Annotated in this window: 17 protein-coding genes; 12 read left to right on the plus strand and 5 right to left on the minus strand. The window is 42.9% G+C overall.

The genetic code is table 11. The annotated features are described in order from the left end of the window. The first annotated feature begins 111 nt into the window (after nucleotides 1-111). From secG to smpB, 3 genes are read left to right on the plus strand one after another with little or no spacing between them, the layout of a single operon-like run. Nucleotides 112-351 (plus strand): preprotein translocase subunit SecG, encoded by a 240-nt coding sequence (secG, locus tag FC60_RS05360; RefSeq protein WP_040468719.1) that lies wholly within the window; start codon nucleotides 112-114, stop codon nucleotides 349-351. A 59-nt stretch (nucleotides 352-410) separates the two neighbouring features. Beyond that, entirely contained in the window at nucleotides 411-2,747 is a 2,337-nt protein-coding gene (gene rnr, locus FC60_RS05365) for a ribonuclease R (protein ID WP_056937414.1), read from the plus strand. A gap of 14 nt (nucleotides 2,748-2,761) precedes the next feature. Then, on the plus strand, nucleotides 2,762-3,232 hold the full coding sequence (gene smpB, locus FC60_RS05370) for an SsrA-binding protein SmpB (RefSeq protein WP_056937415.1): 471 nt from the start codon (nucleotides 2,762-2,764) through the stop codon (nucleotides 3,230-3,232). Between the two features lie 25 nt (nucleotides 3,233-3,257). On the opposite strand, the gene FC60_RS05375 is transcribed toward smpB, so the two are convergent. Then, nucleotides 3,258-3,824, minus strand: coding sequence for an LURP-one-related/scramblase family protein (locus FC60_RS05375; RefSeq protein ID WP_056937416.1), 567 nt, complete (start codon nucleotides 3,822-3,824; stop codon nucleotides 3,258-3,260). Between the two features lie 113 nt (nucleotides 3,825-3,937). On the opposite strand from FC60_RS05375, the gene FC60_RS05380 reads away from it, so the two are divergent. Genes FC60_RS05380 through FC60_RS05395 form a run of 4 tightly spaced genes read left to right on the plus strand, consistent with a single transcriptional unit; the run spans nucleotide 3,938 to nucleotide 6,588 of the window. Next, nucleotides 3,938-4,624 carry a uracil-DNA glycosylase gene (locus tag FC60_RS05380; RefSeq protein WP_056937417.1) on the plus strand — a complete coding sequence of 229 codons (687 nt, stop codon included), beginning with the start codon at nucleotides 3,938-3,940 and terminating at the stop codon, nucleotides 4,622-4,624. An 18-nt stretch (nucleotides 4,625-4,642) separates the two neighbouring features. Then, entirely contained in the window at nucleotides 4,643-5,620 is a 978-nt protein-coding gene (gene pta, locus FC60_RS05385; RefSeq protein ID WP_056937418.1) for a phosphate acetyltransferase, read from the plus strand. A gap of 1 nt (nucleotide 5,621) precedes the next feature. Further along, nucleotides 5,622-6,092 (plus strand): tRNA (adenosine(37)-N6)-threonylcarbamoyltransferase complex ATPase subunit type 1 TsaE, encoded by a 471-nt coding sequence (tsaE, locus tag FC60_RS05390; RefSeq protein ID WP_056937419.1) that lies wholly within the window; start codon nucleotides 5,622-5,624, stop codon nucleotides 6,090-6,092. Next, on the plus strand, nucleotides 6,085-6,588 hold the full coding sequence (locus FC60_RS05395) for a GNAT family N-acetyltransferase (RefSeq protein ID WP_056937420.1): 504 nt from the start codon (nucleotides 6,085-6,087) through the stop codon (nucleotides 6,586-6,588). The genes tsaE and FC60_RS05395 overlap by 8 nt, the downstream gene beginning before the upstream one ends. Nucleotides 6,589-6,646: 58 nt before the next feature. Here FC60_RS05395 and FC60_RS05400 read toward each other — a convergent pair whose 3' ends face one another. After that, nucleotides 6,647-7,180: a 3'-5' exonuclease gene (locus FC60_RS05400; protein WP_056937421.1), complete on the minus strand. Its 534-nt coding sequence runs from the start codon at nucleotides 7,178-7,180 to the stop codon at nucleotides 6,647-6,649. A 136-nt stretch (nucleotides 7,181-7,316) separates the two neighbouring features. Between FC60_RS05400 and murB the strand changes: the two genes are divergently transcribed. The 5 genes from murB (at nucleotide 7,317) to glmS (ending at nucleotide 13,281) form a co-directional block, all read left to right on the plus strand. After that, nucleotides 7,317-8,210 carry a UDP-N-acetylmuramate dehydrogenase gene (gene murB, locus FC60_RS05405; protein WP_056937422.1) on the plus strand — a complete coding sequence of 298 codons (894 nt, stop codon included), beginning with the start codon at nucleotides 7,317-7,319 and terminating at the stop codon, nucleotides 8,208-8,210. A gap of 20 nt (nucleotides 8,211-8,230) precedes the next feature. Then, on the plus strand, nucleotides 8,231-9,076 hold the full coding sequence (gene cdaA / locus FC60_RS05410) for a diadenylate cyclase CdaA (protein WP_056937423.1): 846 nt from the start codon (nucleotides 8,231-8,233) through the stop codon (nucleotides 9,074-9,076). Continuing rightward, on the plus strand, nucleotides 9,066-9,917 hold the full coding sequence (locus tag FC60_RS05415) for a CdaR family protein (protein WP_056937424.1): 852 nt from the start codon (nucleotides 9,066-9,068) through the stop codon (nucleotides 9,915-9,917). Before cdaA ends, FC60_RS05415 begins: the two co-directional genes overlap by 11 nt. A gap of 23 nt (nucleotides 9,918-9,940) precedes the next feature. Further along, nucleotides 9,941-11,287 carry a phosphoglucosamine mutase gene (gene glmM / locus FC60_RS05420; protein WP_056937425.1) on the plus strand — a complete coding sequence of 449 codons (1,347 nt, stop codon included), beginning with the start codon at nucleotides 9,941-9,943 and terminating at the stop codon, nucleotides 11,285-11,287. Between the two features lie 173 nt (nucleotides 11,288-11,460). After that, nucleotides 11,461-13,281 carry a glutamine--fructose-6-phosphate transaminase (isomerizing) gene (gene glmS, locus FC60_RS05425; protein WP_056937426.1) on the plus strand — a complete coding sequence of 607 codons (1,821 nt, stop codon included), beginning with the start codon at nucleotides 11,461-11,463 and terminating at the stop codon, nucleotides 13,279-13,281. A gap of 42 nt (nucleotides 13,282-13,323) precedes the next feature. Here the strand turns inward: glmS and FC60_RS05430 are convergent, their stop codons facing one another. The 3 genes from FC60_RS05430 to ilvD are packed head-to-tail and all read right to left on the minus strand — an operon-like array spanning nucleotide 13,324 to nucleotide 16,398. After that, nucleotides 13,324-14,283: a bile acid:sodium symporter family protein gene (locus FC60_RS05430; RefSeq protein WP_007122593.1), complete on the minus strand. Its 960-nt coding sequence runs from the start codon at nucleotides 14,281-14,283 to the stop codon at nucleotides 13,324-13,326. 22 nt (nucleotides 14,284-14,305) lie between these two features. Next, a complete protein-coding gene (locus FC60_RS05435) occupies nucleotides 14,306-14,626 on the minus strand; it encodes a metal-sulfur cluster assembly factor (RefSeq protein ID WP_056937427.1) in 321 nt (106 codons plus the stop codon). Nucleotides 14,627-14,643: 17 nt separating this feature from the next. Further along, nucleotides 14,644-16,398, minus strand: coding sequence for a dihydroxy-acid dehydratase (ilvD, locus tag FC60_RS05440; RefSeq protein WP_056937428.1), 1,755 nt, complete (start codon nucleotides 16,396-16,398; stop codon nucleotides 14,644-14,646). Between the last annotated feature and the right edge of the window lie 466 nt (nucleotides 16,399-16,864).

The following is a 16,864-nucleotide window of genomic DNA, read 5'->3' on the forward strand; positions in this document are numbered from 1 at the left end:
GGTTAACCTATGAAAACTTGACAGATACGCATGAGATGGGATCATAGCCAAAACGCTAAGAGTGTGTTATGATTAGGTGGTTATAGGTCGAATAAAATTGGAGGAAACATTGTGCAAAATACTTTAATGACCCTCTTCTTAATTGATTGTGTAGTGTTGATTGCTTGCGTTATGATGCAACCGGCTAAAAACGACAATGATGCCATGTCTGCCTTTTCAGGTAGTGGCGGTGATTTGTTTGCCCGTCGTAAAGTACGAGGCTTTGAAGCGGTTATGCAAATTGCGACGACCATTTTTGGCTTCGCTTTCTTTGCCTTAGCGCTAGCGCTCGTTTTTGTATCATCACACTAATTCATCACTAAAGGCCTCCTAGCACATCTGGGAGGTCTTTTCATCATGAAAGGAATATTATGGCGGAAATAAAAGAACAAATTTTACAATATTTACAAGCTCATAGCAATCAAGGCTTTGCAGCCGAAACCCTCGGTAGTAATCTAGGAATGAATTCGGCCGATGAATTCACCTCTTTAATTCAAATGCTGGCCCAATTAGAACGTGAAGGTAAAGTAGAAGTCACCGACCTGGGTGAATTTAAAGCAGTAGCGCAACCCCAACAGGTTACGGGGATTTTTCATGGTAATCCCAAAGGATTCGGATTTGTTGCTTATGATGAAAATCAAGCCGATGTATATGTAAATGCCGATCATACAATGCATGCACTCAATGGGGATGAGGTCGTCGTCAAAATCCTGCGTCCTGGCAACGGTAAGGAGCAAGGACCAGAAGGACAAGTAACGGAAATTATTACGCACAGCTACACGCGAGTAGTGGGGGAATTTAAACACCTCACGATGGGGAATTTTATTGGTGAAATTATCCTTAAAGACAAAAAGCTAGCTAATTATAAATTTTACGTTACTGATCAAGGGATTAATCCCCAGGATAATGATGTCGTCACCGGAACGATCGCTACTTATCCTAACGATGATGCTCCTCAGGTCATGACAGGGCCGGCAATGGAAGTTGTGGGGAATAAAGATGAACCGGGTGTTGATATTTTATCCGTGGTTTATGCGCATGATGTTCCTCATGAATTCCCTGAGGAAGCTTTAGCGCAAGCCGATTTAATTCCAGAAACGGTTCAACCAGAAGAAAAATTAGGGCGTCCAGACTTAACGGATCAGCCTTTGATTACGATTGACAGTATTGAATCTAAAGATCTAGATGATGCGGTGGTAGCTTGGCGATTAGATAATGGAAATTATCATCTAGGAGTCCACATTGCGGACGTAAGTCATTATGTCCGTCCGGGGACCCCACTCGATGAAGAAGCTTATCGCCGTGGTACGTCAGTCTATTTGACTGATCGAGTTATTCCAATGCTTCCCAAGAAACTTTCCAACGGGATTTGTTCATTAAATCCGAATGAAGAACGCTTGGCGATGAGTTGTGAAATGGAAATTGATCCACAGGGAAATGTGGTTAACCATAAGATATTCCCTAGCGTGATTCGTTCCCATGCCCGGATGACATATAAAGCCGTCAACTTAATTTTAGAATCCCATGATGAAAAAACACGAGCTGAATATCAAGATTTAGTCCCAATGTTTGAAACGATGGCGGATTTGCATCGGATTCTCTTAAAACATCGGCAGCATCGGGGAGCGATTGATTTTGAAGCGCCAGAAGCTAAGATTATCGTGGATGATTTTGGACACCCAATTGATATTGAGGTCCGGGAGCGGGGATTATCGGAGCGAATGATTGAATCATTTATGCTGGCAGCTAATGAAACGGTAGCAAAGCATTATGATCAAATGCATGTGCCATTCTTATATCGGATCCATGAGCATCCAGATAGTGAACGGATTCGGAATTTTGCGGAGTTTTTGAGTGTCTTTGGGATCCAAATGAAGGGGGACTTAAATAATGTTCAACCTAAAATGCTCCAAAACGTTTTAAAAGATGTTGCTGGTACCCCTGAAGAGCAGATGGTGCAAGTCATGATGCTTCGGAGTATGCAACAAGCCAAGTATTCTGATGAAGAACGCGGTCATTTTGGTTTAGGTGCTCAATACTATACCCACTTCACCTCGCCAATACGTCGATACCCTGATACTACGGTCCACCGTTTAATTAAATGGTATTACGACCATGGTAAGGGTGAGGAAGCCAAAGCTAAATATCGCGATCGATTAAGTGAGATTGCTGAACACACATCAGTCACGGAACGGCGTGGGATTGATACGGAACGCGACGTTGATAGCCTGAAAAAAGCAGAATATATGGAAGATCACGTTGGAGAAACCTTTGATGCGGTCGTCTCATCGGTGATGAAATTTGGATTATTTGTTTCCTTACCTAATACGGTAGAAGGCCTAATTCACATTAGTGTGATGAAGGATGATTTCTACGAATATGTTGAAAAACATATGGCTTTGGTTGGTCGGAGTCACCATCATATTTTTCAAATTGGTCAACCGGTAAAAGTGAAGTTACTTCGTGTTGATAAAGACTTGCGGGAAGTGGACTTTGAGTTGGTTAATCCTCGCGAAGCTCCCGTTACTAAACTACGGGTACCCAAGGCGGATGATCGCCGTGGTGGTCGGCGTGGACCACGGAACACTCATAGCTCTCGGAATCGGGATAATGGGAATCGGAATAACCGCCAAATCAATCGTGGTCAAGCTAGACATCGACCGCATGATGATGGACCACAAAAACGCGACCGGCGTCGTCGCCATTAATGAAAGGAGTCGTCATGGCAAAACAGCATCAGTCAAATCATGAAAATCTCGTGGCACAAAATAAAAAAGCCCGTCACGATTATGCCGTGACGGATACTTATGAGGCGGGGTTAGTATTAACTGGAACGGAAATTAAATCGATTCGTGACCGGCGGGTTAATTTAAAAGATGGGTATGCGCAGTTTCATCGTGATGAATTGTGGTTAATGAACGTTCACATTAGCGAATATGCTGGCGGAAATATTTTTAATCATGATCCCTTACGCAATCGAAAGTTACTTTTACATAAAAAAGAATTGAAAAAAATTCGGGGTGAGATAAGTGTAAAAGGGATTACCCTAGTACCGTTGAAAATGTATCTTAAACATGGTTATGCCAAGGTTTTGTTAGGAGTCGCCAAGGGTAAACATGAATATGATAAGCGAAATGATATTAAGAAGCGGGAACAAGATCGCCAAATTGAACGGGTATTAAAACACTATTAAAAAGGAGCAAACGGTACAAGCTGCATTAGCAGCGAGTCCGGTTTGCTCCTGTTTTTAATTGGTATGAGTAGCCAAGCGCCGGCCCATTCAAACTCGGTTTGTACAGTTTGCCAGGTAGTCGGCGATATTTTCTTTGCCAACGGTTAACAAGGGTTGCAATTAGGATGGCTAAGGGTTCGTCAGCTTCGTTGGTAATCGCCAATTCATAATATGTAGTATCAGATAAAATCATTGGTTGCATCATAAAGACCAGTCGTCCTGTCCGAAAGACGCGGTAATGATTATTTAAAGCGTTGCCAATGATAACCCAATTGAGGCCACTGACATAGCGGACTTCGGGCATAATCCCAAATGGTTTAGTGATAGTCCCAACTGGTTGCTGGTTATTAATGAGTTGATATTTGGAACGCAAGCCCCACCCCAGTTGGTGGGCAGCAGCTAAAACGGTTCCTTGGAGATTTTGAACTTCTAGATGATTACTACGAAGACCGTTTTTTCCCGTCAGGAGATATCGTTGACGACCGTTGTCCGTTAAAATTACCGAAGTAGCGGCTTCATTAGCTTGGTGGTCAGGTAAGTATAATTTTTGCATCCTGAAAACCTCCTCGCAGAAATTGCTTACATACCTATTTTAGCAGGCTTCATCATGAAATGCAGGTAAACAGTCACCGTACCTTATGGTAAAATAAAACAGAGGTGACGAAGATGCAAGAGCTTATCCATAATGACTGGTGGCCGGTCCTTAAAAATGTTTTTGAAGCGCCTGCCTACCAGCAATTACGGGAATTTCTGATAAATGAATACCAGACTCAGACAGTGTATCCACCAGCAGAAGATATTTTCAATGCTTTTCGCTGGACTCCTTACAGTCAAGTCAAAGTCGTGATATTAGGGCAAGACCCTTATCATGGTCCTGGTCAAGCACATGGGTGTAGTTTTTCAGTACGACCGGGGGTGCCGTTACCGCCGTCGCTGAAAAATATTTATCAGGAATTAGCCACCGATGTTGGTGTCCAACCGGTTCATCATGGATATTTAAAGTCATGGGCTGATCAGGGAGTCTTACTTTTAAATGCGGTCCTCACCGTTCGATCAGGTCAAGCTAACTCACATCGGGGAATGGGCTGGGAGACGATCACTGATGCAGCGATTCAAGCCCTTTCTCAACGACCACAACCAGTGATTTTTATCTTGTGGGGACGCTCGGCCCAGGCAAAGGAACGCCTGATAGATTTAAACCGCAATTATGTCATCACATCTGCGCACCCAAGTCCATTGTCTGCTTATCGTGGTTTCTTTGGGTCACGTCCTTTCTCGAGAGCTAATCTGGCTCTGCAGTCGTGGGGAGTGGAGCCCATCGATTGGCAGTTACCAATGAACGTTACTGAATAGGCTTGGAGGATAAAATTAATGGATATTTTTCAAAATTTAGCTGATCAATTAAAAGGCAAAAACAAAACGATTGTCTTTCCAGAAGGGGAAGATGAACGAGTAATGGGGGCCGCCGTGCGTCTACAAGCGGATGGCTTAGTGACTCCATTATTATTAGGTAACCAAGATAAAATGACTCAAGTAGCCCAAGCGCATGGCTGGGATTTATCAGCGCTTGAGACCTTGGATCCAACTCAATATCCAGCTGACGATTTAAAGACCATGCATGATGCATTGTTAGAACGGCGGAATGGGAAAAACACTTCCGAACAAGTTGATCAAATGTTGAAGGATGTAAGTTACTTTGCCACTATGTTAGTTTACATGGGGAAAGTAGATGGGATGGTATCAGGAGCGGTTCACCCAACTGGTGACACGGTCCGGCCGGCATTACAAATCATTAAAACGAAACCTGGTAACAAGCGAATTAGCGGTGCCTTTATCATGCAAAAGGGTGATGAACGGTATATCTTTGCTGACTGTGCTATTAATATCGAACTAGATGCTGAAACCATGGCTGAAGTAGCTGCCCAAAGTGCGGAAACGGCGCACATGTTCGGTTTGGAACCGCGAGTTGCCATGTTGAGTTTCTCGACTAAGGGTTCGGCTGCTGGTGAAATGGTTACCAAAGTCGCTGAAGCAACTAAGCTAGCTCAAGCTAAGATTGATTATCCAGTGGACGGCGAATTACAATTTGATGCGGCTTTTGTACCATCAGTTGGGGAACGTAAAGCACCAGATTCCAAGGTGGCTGGGCATGCGAATGTCTTTGTCTTCCCAAGTCTGGAAGCAGGTAATATTGGTTACAAAATCGCCCAACGGTTTGGTGGCTTTGAAGCGGTGGGCCCAATTTTGCAAGGTCTTAATGCTCCTGTGGCAGACTTGTCACGGGGGACCAATGAAGACGAAGTATACAAAGTTGCCTTGATTACCGCAGCTCAAGCTTTGGAAGATTAAGATGGCGACAATTGGATTAAATAATCCAGCTCAGACAATGGCGCTAGGTGAACGCTTAGCGCCATTGTTAATTGCTGGAGATGTGATTGTTTTAAATGGAGATTTAGGGGCAGGAAAGACCACCTTTACCAAGGGAATTGCCAAAGGTTTAGGAATTCAACGGGTGATTAAAAGTCCCACTTTTACCATTATTCGAGAATACTTAGATGGGCGGTTGCCATTATATCATATGGATGTTTATCGGTTGGAAACAGGTGGTGGTGAAGATTTAGGCTTAGAAGAGTATTTTGAAGGCGATGGAATCAGTGTGGTGGAATGGGCTGAATTTGTTGCTGATGAGCTGCCATCAGAGTATTTAGCAATCACCTTTAACCGTTGTGATCAGGCTGGCGAAGAAGTGCGCTCCGTTACTTTGGAACCGCATGGAGACCATTTTGATCAAGTAGTAAAGGAGCTTGTCGAACATGAGTGATGAACAAGTTACTTTGAAATTAGCTGACCAAACGGATGCGAAACGAGTTTTAAGTTTCTTAAGACAAGCGGCCCAGGAAACTAATGTCATCTTAATTCCACACCTTGAATCCGTTAATGAGTCCGTCGAAGCCCTCAATTTAAAGACCATCGCGCAACAAGGTGATGCCTTGGTTTTACTAGCATGCCTTGAAGCTGAGGTGATTGGTATGCTGACAATTATGCCACTACCTGATCATCAACAGGCCGGCGAACTGGGAATTGTGGTTTTAAAAGATTACTGGCATCAAGGAATTGGATCATTATTAATTGATGAAGCGCTGTATTGGCATCAAAACTATGCCCCTTTGGAGCATCTAGTTTTGGATGTATTTAAGAGTAATTCCCGAGCGTTAAGGCTGTACCAACATTATGGTTTTGCAATAACTGGTGAAACGGAGATTACGGATACAACTGGTAATCAGCAACCGACGATTTTAATGGAATTTACCAATTAAAGCGGGGAAAAGTAAAATGGAGGTTGATGAAGAAAAAATTCTTCTCAACCTCCATTGTTTATACAGATTTAATAAATGGTCGAATTGCTTCAATACCAAAATTGTTAACTTGATGGATCAAGATTTCAGCGCAGGCATGGGCATCATCTAAGGCATTATGATGATGATGCAGGTCAATTTGATAGGCTTGTGAGACCGTATCAAGTTTATGGTTAATTAGTTCTGGTGATAATTTTCGACTGGTCCGGACGGTATCAAGACTTTTAAAGGTTGGTACCGGTAGGTCATAGTGTTGTAAAGCGTGTTTCAAAACACTATTATCAAATTGTGCATTATGAGCAATCACCAGTTGGTCGGGAGTAAAAAAACTCTTTAAGTGAGGCCATAGCTCGTCAAAGGTAGGTGAGTCAGCCACATCAGCTTCGTGAATTCCATGAATTGCCACGTTGCGCCAAGCAAAGTTAGTTTGCGGATTAATTAAACTATACAATTCATCAGTAATTTGATTGTTTCTGACAACAATCAAAGCTAAAGAGCAAGCAGAGAAACGATAGTTATTGGCCGTCTCAAAATCGTAAGCAACGAAGTCCATTGAGAAACTCCTTTCCTAGTATTTATTAGTATCGATTTTATAGACTTTCAGGGGGAAATGCAATTGATAGATAATTTTCCTACGTTTGATGATATAATTTTACGTGTGTAACTGAAAATAAGGGGGAGGACAGATAATGGAAAATCTTACTAGTTTATTCCCGACAATTGAAATCAAAGCGAATGACCGGCTTGATCAATATACTTATACGAAAACGGGTGGCCCGGCCGACTGGGTGGCTTTTCCGCAAACCGTTGAAGAAGTCCAAGTTTTAGTACGCTATGCTAATAAGCAACATTTACCATTAACAGTACTTGGTAATGCTAGTAACTTAATCGTTAAAGAAGGTGGCATTGCTGGCTTAGTATTAATTTTAACGAAGATGAATCAAATTCAGGTTTCGGGCGAACAAGTTATTGATCAAGCGGGTGCATCTTATATCGAAACGACTAAGGTGGCTCGCGATCATGCCCTAACTGGTTTAGAATTTGCTGCCGGCATTCCAGGTAGTATCGGTGGAGCCGTCTTCATGAATGCAGGAGCGTATGGGGGCGAAACTAAAGATGTGATTCAATCAGCAACTGTCATTAGTCCGGTTGGAGAAGTGACCACTCTAACGCATGAAGAACTCGACTTTGGTTATCGACATAGTAGTGTCCAAGACACTGACTCAATCGTTTTATCGGCTACTTTTAGCTTGAAAACTGGTGATCAAGAAGTGATCTCGGCAATGATGGATGATTTAAATCAACGGCGAGCTGACAAACAACCTCTAGACTTACCATCTTGTGGGAGTGTCTTCAAACGGCCGGAAGGCTATTATGCAGGAAAGTTAATTCATGATGCGGGATTACAAGGATACACAGTGGGTGGCGCGCAAGTTTCTAAAAAACATGCCGGCTTTATTGTTAATATTGGCCAAGCCACAGCCACTGATTATTTGGAAGTGATTCATCATGTGCAAGCAACGGTACAAGCTAAGTTTGGTGTATCCTTGGAAACGGAAGTTAGAATCATCGGACGAGACTGATTCGATGAAGGGAGAAAAATATGGATTGGTTAGCCAGCCTTTTAACCTGGCATAATGTGGCCAGTTTAATTGATATACTTTTAATTTGGTTCTTTATCTATGAATTGATCGTCTTGATTCAAGGAACCCGGGCCGTTCAACTATTTAAAGGAATACTAGTGATCATCATTTTAAAGATTATTAGTTGGTACTGTGGCCTTAGTACGGTTTCATGGGTGATGGATCAAGTTATTAACTGGGGGGTCATCGCCATTGTGGTCATTTTCCAACCAGAAATTCGCCGAGGACTAGAACACATTGGGCGCGGCTCCTTTTTCACCCGGAATCGAACGGAAAATGAAGCCGAAGAGCATATGATCACGCAGATAGACCAGGCGATCCAATATATGTCAAAACGACGGATTGGAGCTTTAATCACGATCGAAATGGGGACTGGACTGGAAGAGTATATTGAAACTGGGATTCCAATGGATGCTGACGTAACTTCAGCCTTGCTGATCAATACCTTCATTCCGAATACGCCCCTGCATGACGGAGCGGTAATCATTAAAGATGGTCGAATTGCGGTGGCGGCTGCTTATTTACCCCTTTCCGACAGTAAATTAATTCCGAAAGAATTGGGAACTAGACATCGGGCAGCTGTTGGAATTAGTGAAGTGACGGATGCCTTGACCATTGTTATTTCTGAAGAGACGGGTGAGGTATCCTTTACGAAAGATAATGAATTATTGCGAGGGATGACTCGAGACAATTATCTTAAGTTTATGCGGGCCAACTTATACCGATCGGAAAGCCAGCCAGTTAGTAATTTGCTGACGCGTTTCTTATTGCTTCTGCGGGGGAAAGGAGGTCGTCATGAAAAATAATCAAAAGAGTCTGTGGACTCGACCGATATTTTTGCGAATTGTTTCCTTGATTTTGGCGATCGTGCTTTTCTTATATGTTAATGGTGGCAGTGATGGCTTTTTACGGCAGACGACGCGGGGCAATAACGATAATAGTACTAGTATTTTGAACTCATCGAAATCGACGACCGTTAAAATTCCCTTAACAGTAAATGCTAATACTGACAAATATGTGGTTACCGGCTATCCACAATTTGTTAAAGTGAAATTAACTGGTCCATCGGCCCTAGTAACGACATCCGTTAATACCCAAAACTTTAAAGCCTACATTAATTTGAGTGATTTAACGGCTGGTGAACATACGGTAAAAGTAAAAACAAGTGGTTTAAATTCCAATGTTAAAGCGACGGTTAACCCTGCTAAAATTACCGTTAACATTGAACCACGGAGTACGATTACTGCTAGTGTGAAAGTACAGCTTAGCAATACATCTTTAGATGGTGATTACAAGCTGGGCAATGCTAAACCAGCTTTAGATACCGTTCAGGTTACTGGAGCGCGCAGTGAAGTCCAACAAGTATCGCAGGTTATCGCCTATGTGAAGGTCCCTAAAAATACGACTGCGACTTTACATCAGCAGGTCACCTTACAAGCAGTTGACAAAAATGGAAAAGCCCTAAATGTTGTGGTTACGCCAGGGACAATTTCTGTTACCGTTCCCGTGAGTGCGGATGATCAGTCTAGTAGTAGTCAAGCTAGTGATTCTGATAACACTAGCTCATCAAGTTCGGCGGTCAGCGCTAGCGAATCGAGTTCTTCGACTAGTTCGAGTTCCGCAAGTTCATCTAGTAGTGATAAGTAAAGAAATGGAGATTAGATAAGAAAATGGATTTAAAATATTTTGGTACTGATGGGGTGCGAGGAGTTGCCAACCAAGATTTGAGCCCGGAACTGGCTTTTCAAGTTGGTCGAGCTGGTGGTTACGTTTTAACCCGCCATTCCGAACGGAAACAGCCCCAAGTGCTGGTAGCCCGGGATACGCGGATTTCAGGCCAAATGCTGGAAAACGCTTTGGTGGCAGGTTTATTATCTGTGGGAATTGAAGTTTTACGCCTAGGAGTGGTCACAACCCCGGGGGTAGCTTATCTAGTACGGGCCCAAGAAGCGGACGCTGGTGTAATGATCACCGCCTCGCATAATCCAATTGAATATAATGGGATCAAATACTTTGGTGCCGATGGGTTTAAGCTATCTGATGACTTAGAATATGAAATTGAACAATTGCTCGATGCTCCGGTTGATGAATTACCACGACCTTCTGCTGATGGTTTGGGGATGGTCGATGACTACTTGGAAGGATCCCTCAAGTATACTTCTTTCTTAGAACAAACGATCTCAACGGACTTAAGTGGTTTAAAAGTAGTGGTCGATGCTGCTAATGGCGCCACAAGTGCCTTTATTTCACCTTTATTTGCTGATTTAAACGTCGATTTGATTCCGATTAATGATCAACCCGACGGATTAAATACTAATTTAGATTGTGGGTCAACTCATCCAGAAGGGTTACAAAAAGCCGTGCTGGAGCATGAAGCAGACTTGGGTTTGGCTTTTGATGGTGACGGTGATCGTTGTATTGCCGTTGACGAACACGGTCAATTGGTTGATGGCGACAAAATCATGTATATTTGCGGTCGGTATTTAGAACAAAACGGCCGCTTAAAACATAATACGGTAGTTACCACCGTAATGAGTAATCTTGGTATGTACAAGGCATTAGAAGCTCACGATATGCAAAGCGTCAAAACTAAGGTTGGTGATCGCTATGTCGTGGAGGAAATGTTGGCCAATGGTTATAATCTCGGTGGGGAACAGTCGGGACATATTATTTTCTTGGATCACAATACCACTGGTGACGGGATGCTAACGGCTTTGCAATTATTGCAGGTGGTTAAGGCAACGGGGCAAACATTAAGCGAGCTCGCGAGCGAGGTTAAGACTTATCCGCAAGAGTTAGTTAATATTACGGTTCAAGACAAACAAGCTGCTCTATCAAATCCGGAACTAAAAGCGGTAATTGATGAGGTTGAACAGGAAATGGCTGGTGACGGACGGGTACTTGTGCGGCCGAGTGGGACGGAGCCTTTACTACGGATCATGGCTGAAGCTCCGACGGAAGAATTAGTACATCAATATGTAACAAAGATTGCAGAAGTAGCACGGCGGGTCTTATAAAGCCAATGAGATAATCATCCTATGAGGGTGGTTATCTTTTTTAATTTTATGAAGTCACCTAGACCAATTTAGAATGATTATTTGACATAAGTATTCGAACCCGGTATCATTACAATGTTTAGTGAAACAAAGTAAATTGTTAAACATCTATACCAATTTAGGAGGGCAATCAAATGTGTGGGATTGTCGGGGTTATGGGAAATGACCGTAGTGTTGAAATTTTAATTAATGGTTTAAAAACTTTAGAATACCGGGGCTATGATTCGGCCGGGATTTATGTGAATGATCAAGACGGTCACGATTACCTAGTGAAACGTCAAGGGCGGATTAAGAATCTGGAAAGCGCCTTAACCGATGATATTCATGGGAAAGCTGGGATTGGACATACTCGTTGGGCAACCCATGGGGAACCTAGTGAAAAGAATGCCCATCCACACTTTTCTAATGACAAACGCTTCTATTTAGTTCACAATGGCGTGATTGAAAATTATGAGCAATTAAAACGTGAATACCTTGGCGAAGTGGAACTAAATAGTCAAACAGATACGGAAGTAATTGTTCAATTAGTGGCTCACTTTGTTCATGAAAGCCACATGACGACCAAGTCAGCCTTCTTAAAGGTCTTACGGTTAATCAGTAACGAATCTTCATATGCTTTTGTCCTCATGGATCGGGAAGAACCAGATACGCTCTTCGTTGCCAAAAATAAAAGCCCCCTATTGGTTGGGCTAGCAGATGGATATAATTTAGTTGGTTCAGATGCGATTTCAATGCTGAAAGAAACAAATCGGTTCATGGAAATTGAGGATCACGAATTAGTAATTGTGAAACCCGATCGCATTCAAATTGAAGATTTTGAAGGTCAAGAACGTAGTCGGGATAGTTTCGTGGTTGACATGGATGCAGATGCCGCAGATAAGGGTGCCTATCCATATTACATGCTAAAAGAAATTGATGAACAGCCGGCGGTGATGCGGCGGATTGTTGGTCAATACTTTGATCAAGCTGGCAACCCGCAAGTAGACGAGGCCATTCTAGACGCCCTTGCAAAAGCTGATCATCTCTATATCATTGGTGCTGGGACTAGTTATCATGCCGGCTTAGTTGGGGCGCGGATGATTGAAAAATATGCTCACATCCCTACGACCGTTCATATTTCATCCGAATTTGCCTACGATCATCCGATGTTAAGTGAGCATCCGTTCTTCTTGTTCTTATCGCAAAGTGGGGAAACCGCAGATAGTCGCCAAGTGCTGGTAGAGGTGAATGAGAACCATTGGCCAAGTTTAACGATGACCAATGTTGATAAATCAACCTTATCTCGCGAAGCAACCTACACGATGCTCTTACATGCTGGTCCGGAAATCGCCGTGGCTTCAACTAAAGCTTATACTGCTCAGATTGCCGTCGAAGCAGTGTTAGCTAAGGCTCTTGGTCAGTTCTTAAAGCATCCTGAAGCGGATGAATTTGATTTGCGGAGTCAACTAGGGATGGTCGCCAATGGCATGCAAGCGATCACTGATAGTAAGGATGATATTGAAGAAATTGCTTCGCGTTTCCTTTCTAAGACTCGGAATGCCTTTTACATTGGCCGGGCTATTGACTGGTCAGTGTCCATTGAAGCGGCTTTGAAACTTAAGGAAATTTCTTATGTGCAAGCAGAAGGTTTCGCTTCGGGGGAATTAAAACACGGGACCATTGCCTTAATTGAGGATGGTACCCCGGTGATTGGGATTATTACCCAGGATAAGACAGCTGGTTTGACCCGGAGTAATTTAGAAGAAACGGTTGCTCGCGGTGCCAATGCCATTACGATTGTGTCACGGCATTTAGCGCAAGAAACCGATACGATTATCATTCCTGATGTTGATGATAATTTGACGCCTCTCCTAAGTGTTGTGCCGGCCCAACTGTTGGCTTATTACACCAGTTTAGGAAAGGGTTATGATGTTGATAAACCACGGAATTTAGCTAAGTCAGTGACAGTCATGTAATAGAAAAGTCGATGCACCTGCATCGACTTTTTTAAATGCTTATTAAGCTGTTTCCAACATTTCTTCCACCGATTCTTTGGTATGGTTCTTCCACCAAGAGGAAAGCACGGAACCAGAAATATTATGCCAAATACTGAAAATCGTAGATGGAATTGCGGCTGCAGGCGAGAAGTAGGCCAAAGCCAGAGTAGCCCCTAGGCTAGAATCTTGCATTCCAACCTCAAAAGTAAGGGCCTTTTGTTGGGGTTGACGGAGCCTCAGGACTAGGGAGAATAAGTATCCCAAGCTATAACCAAGGAGGTTATGAAGCATCACGACTGGAATAACGATCGCCGTAGCAGCAGTGAAGATGTTGGCGTGGTTAGCTGAAACCACTGCTCCGATGATTAATAGAATAGCTAGTTGTGAAACAATCGGTAAAAATTCTAAGATAGGACGTAACTTTTTACCAAAGAAGGTGTGAACCAGTACCCCCAGGATAATTGGAATCACCACAATTTCTAAAGTGCTGGTAAATAAACTTTGCGCCGGAACGGTAACGTAACGTCCAGCTAAGAAGTACAGGATTGAAGGTAAAGCTAAGGGGGCTAGTAGGGTTGAAAGGGCTTCAATGGAAACGTCTAAAGCCACATCACCGCCAGCTAAGTAGGCCATCACACTTGAAGAAGTCCCACTAGGACAAGAGCCAACTAAGATGACTCCAGCGGCGGTCGCTCCCTTTAATTGAAAGACCAAACATAATAGCCAAGCTAAGCCCGGCATAATAATGTAATGGGCGATCGTCCCCATGATAACAGGGATTGGACGTTTTACGATTCGTTCAAAATCTTTTCCCGTAAGGGTTAAACCCATACCAAAGAGAATAATCCCCAGAAGATATTTAGTATTGGGAACTAAAGGGGCCGAAACACTGGGCAAAAAATAATTGAAGACGGCCCAAACAACCACAAAGAGGGTAAACCACTTGCTTAACCATTTTCCAAATGCAACCACTTTATTCATGAACTCTTCCTCCTAAATGCCGTTAATGATAACCAAGGGTAATTTTAGCTAATCGACTCATTTTGTCGGGTGACCAGACCGGATACCAGACTAACTGGATCTCGACTTCTGTCACTTCCTCAACTTTCATCAAGGCGCTTTTAATCATTTGTTGTAGGACTTCTGATATGGGGCACCCCATGGTCGTAAGGGTCATTTGAATCGTAGCCTTACCATTATCGTCTAACTCCACGTTATAGATCAGACCGAGATTAACGAGGTCAATCCCTAATTCTGGATCGATAACCGTTTGAAGTGCTTTAATCATCCGATCTTGAATCGATTCCGTTGTTGAGTTAGCCATAAATTACCTCCGTTAATTTAATTTTTCAGATTTGAAACTTTGGATAAGACGTCATAGCCAACCATTACCCCACCAGTATCGGCGGAAGTAACTAAGGCCTGGTATCGTGCCAAGTAACCACTCTTAACCTTTGGTTCAAATGGTGGAAGTTCTTGTCGACGTTTTTCCATTTCTTCATCAGAAATCAGTAGATCAAGGGTTCGTTTAGTTAAATCAATATGGATTTGATCACCATCTTTAATTAAGGTAATTTCACCACCAGAAGCTGCTTCTGGTGAAATATGCCCAATACAAATCCCGTGAGTGGCTCCTGAGAAGCGCCCATCAGTAATTAAGGCGACATCGCGTTCGAGACCCCGACCAATAATATCAGAAGTTGGATTGAGCATTTCCGGCATCCCGGGACCACCTTTAGGACCTTCATAGCGGATGACAACCACGTCGCCTTTCTTGACGGTTCCATTATCAATCCCTTCGACCGCCTCATCATGGGAATCAAAACAAACGGCTCGACCCGTGAACTCTTTAATGTCTGGGTCAACCCCAGCCGACTTAATGACGGATCCCTTTTTGGCAATATTACCGTATAGGACGGATAAGCCCCCTTCGGCTGAGTAAGCATTTTCAACCGGTCGAATGACTTCTTTATTAGTTGAATAGTGATTAGCTACGTTTTCGCGAATCGTTTTACCAGTCACAGATGGACGATCCGGATGGAAAACATCACCACCGAGTTCAACTAATTCATTCATAATCGCTGGCATGCCTCCTGCATTATGCACATCTTCCATGGTCCAACTTGACGATGGAGCAATTTTAGCAATGTGCGGCGTGCGTTTAGCAATGGTGTTGATATCTTGTTCCGTATACTCAATGCCGGCTTCATGAGCCACTGCTAATCCGTGAAGAACAGTGTTAGTTGAACCACCCATGGCCATATCAGCAGCGTAAAGATCATCAAAAGCTTCTTTGGTCATAATATCGCGTGGACGTAAGTTTTCCTTAACCACTTCGACAACGCGACGAGCGGCTTGACGAACTAATTCTTTTCGTTGCTCGGAAATGGCCAGGGCAGTTCCATTATATGGCAGGGCCATTCCCAAGACTTCCATCAAACAGTTCATGGAGTTAGCCGTAAACATCCCGGCACACGATCCACAAGTTGGACAAGCGTTCATTTCCATTTCCAAGAATTCTTCTTTGGTGATGGCACCATCTTTAAAGGCTCCAACGGCTTCAAACATGTTTGAAAGAGTCATTGCCTTACCATTTGGATCCAAACCAGCTTTCATTGGTCCCCCGGAAACGAAAACGGATGGGACATTGGTCCGTGCCGCTGCCATTAGCATACCAGGAGTGATCTTGTCACAGTTAGGCATAAACAAGACGCCGTCAAACCAGTGGGCGTTAATCACGGTTTCGGCTGAATCAGCAATAATCTCACGACTGGGTAGTGAATACCGCATCCCAATATGACCCATTGCAATCCCATCATCAACACCAATGGTGTTAAATTCAAATGGAATGGCGCCGGCTTTGCGGATTTCTTCTTTGGCGATATCCGCTAAAGCACGTAAGTGGACGTGACCTGGAATGATTTCAATATAGGAATTACAAATGCCAATAAAAGGTTTATCCATATCTTCAGGACTTTTGACCATTCCAGTAGCGTATAGCAGGCTTCGGCCAGGGGCACGATCGACCCCTTTGGTGATTTCATCACTTCGTTTTTGTAGTTTACTAGCATCGATCGAAAAACTTAATGTGCCCATACAACTTCTCCTTTTCATCACGGCAAGAAATAAAAAACGATCAGGAAGCTGACAGTTCCTGATCGGCGATGATATCAATTACTGCCCGTTTTGTTTAATTACTAACGGGCATCATTAAAAGGCACCCGTCTTACTAAATGACGATGATGCTAATGACAGTAATTAAAATGACTGGTAATTGTTGATTCATATTATTCCTCTTGGTATGTTTGCTTTACTTAATCTAAATTAGATAAATCTAACCTGATTAAATTGGTTCTAATATAAATCTGACAAGGATCATTGTCAACCTTTTTTTAAAATAAATCTAAATTAGCCGCAAACTCACAGTCGGGCTAACTTCAAGAAAAAATTTAACTTTTTAAAAATTAATTGATCCTTTATATAACCAAGATATTTGACGATGGTAATTAAAAAATAATTAGAAAATGTGTTGACAGCTTAAGGATAAATAGTCTATAGTTAC

The organism is Limosilactobacillus gastricus DSM 16045 (assembly GCF_001434365.1).
Lineage (GTDB): Bacteria > Bacillota > Bacilli > Lactobacillales > Lactobacillaceae > Limosilactobacillus > Limosilactobacillus gastricus.

Bases quoted from the DNA above. Each gene is read 5' to 3' on its own strand.
- rnr (WP_056937414.1), top strand. From the start codon at position 411: ATGGCGGAAATAAAAGAACAAATTTTACAATATTTACAAGCTCATAGC.
- tsaE (WP_056937419.1), top strand. From the start codon at position 5,622: ATGGCGACAATTGGATTAAATAATCCAGCTCAGACAATGGCGCTAGGT.
- cdaA (WP_056937423.1), top strand. From the start codon at position 8,231: ATGGATTGGTTAGCCAGCCTTTTAACCTGGCATAATGTGGCCAGTTTA.
- smpB (WP_056937415.1), top strand. From the start codon at position 2,762: ATGGCAAAACAGCATCAGTCAAATCATGAAAATCTCGTGGCACAAAAT.
- FC60_RS05380 (WP_056937417.1), top strand. From the start codon at position 3,938: ATGCAAGAGCTTATCCATAATGACTGGTGGCCGGTCCTTAAAAATGTT.
- FC60_RS05430 (WP_007122593.1), bottom strand. From the start codon at position 14,283: ATGAATAAAGTGGTTGCATTTGGAAAATGGTTAAGCAAGTGGTTTACC.
- FC60_RS05375 (WP_056937416.1), bottom strand. From the start codon at position 3,824: ATGCAAAAATTATACTTACCTGACCACCAAGCTAATGAAGCCGCTACT.
- FC60_RS05395 (WP_056937420.1), top strand. From the start codon at position 6,085: ATGAGTGATGAACAAGTTACTTTGAAATTAGCTGACCAAACGGATGCG.
- FC60_RS05415 (WP_056937424.1), top strand. From the start codon at position 9,066: ATGAAAAATAATCAAAAGAGTCTGTGGACTCGACCGATATTTTTGCGA.
- FC60_RS05435 (WP_056937427.1), bottom strand. From the start codon at position 14,626: ATGGCTAACTCAACAACGGAATCGATTCAAGATCGGATGATTAAAGCA.
- glmS (WP_056937426.1), top strand. From the start codon at position 11,461: ATGTGTGGGATTGTCGGGGTTATGGGAAATGACCGTAGTGTTGAAATT.
- glmM (WP_056937425.1), top strand. From the start codon at position 9,941: ATGGATTTAAAATATTTTGGTACTGATGGGGTGCGAGGAGTTGCCAAC.
- murB (WP_056937422.1), top strand. From the start codon at position 7,317: ATGGAAAATCTTACTAGTTTATTCCCGACAATTGAAATCAAAGCGAAT.
- ilvD (WP_056937428.1), bottom strand. From the start codon at position 16,398: ATGGGCACATTAAGTTTTTCGATCGATGCTAGTAAACTACAAAAACGA.
- pta (WP_056937418.1), top strand. From the start codon at position 4,643: ATGGATATTTTTCAAAATTTAGCTGATCAATTAAAAGGCAAAAACAAA.
- FC60_RS05400 (WP_056937421.1), bottom strand. From the start codon at position 7,180: ATGGACTTCGTTGCTTACGATTTTGAGACGGCCAATAACTATCGTTTC.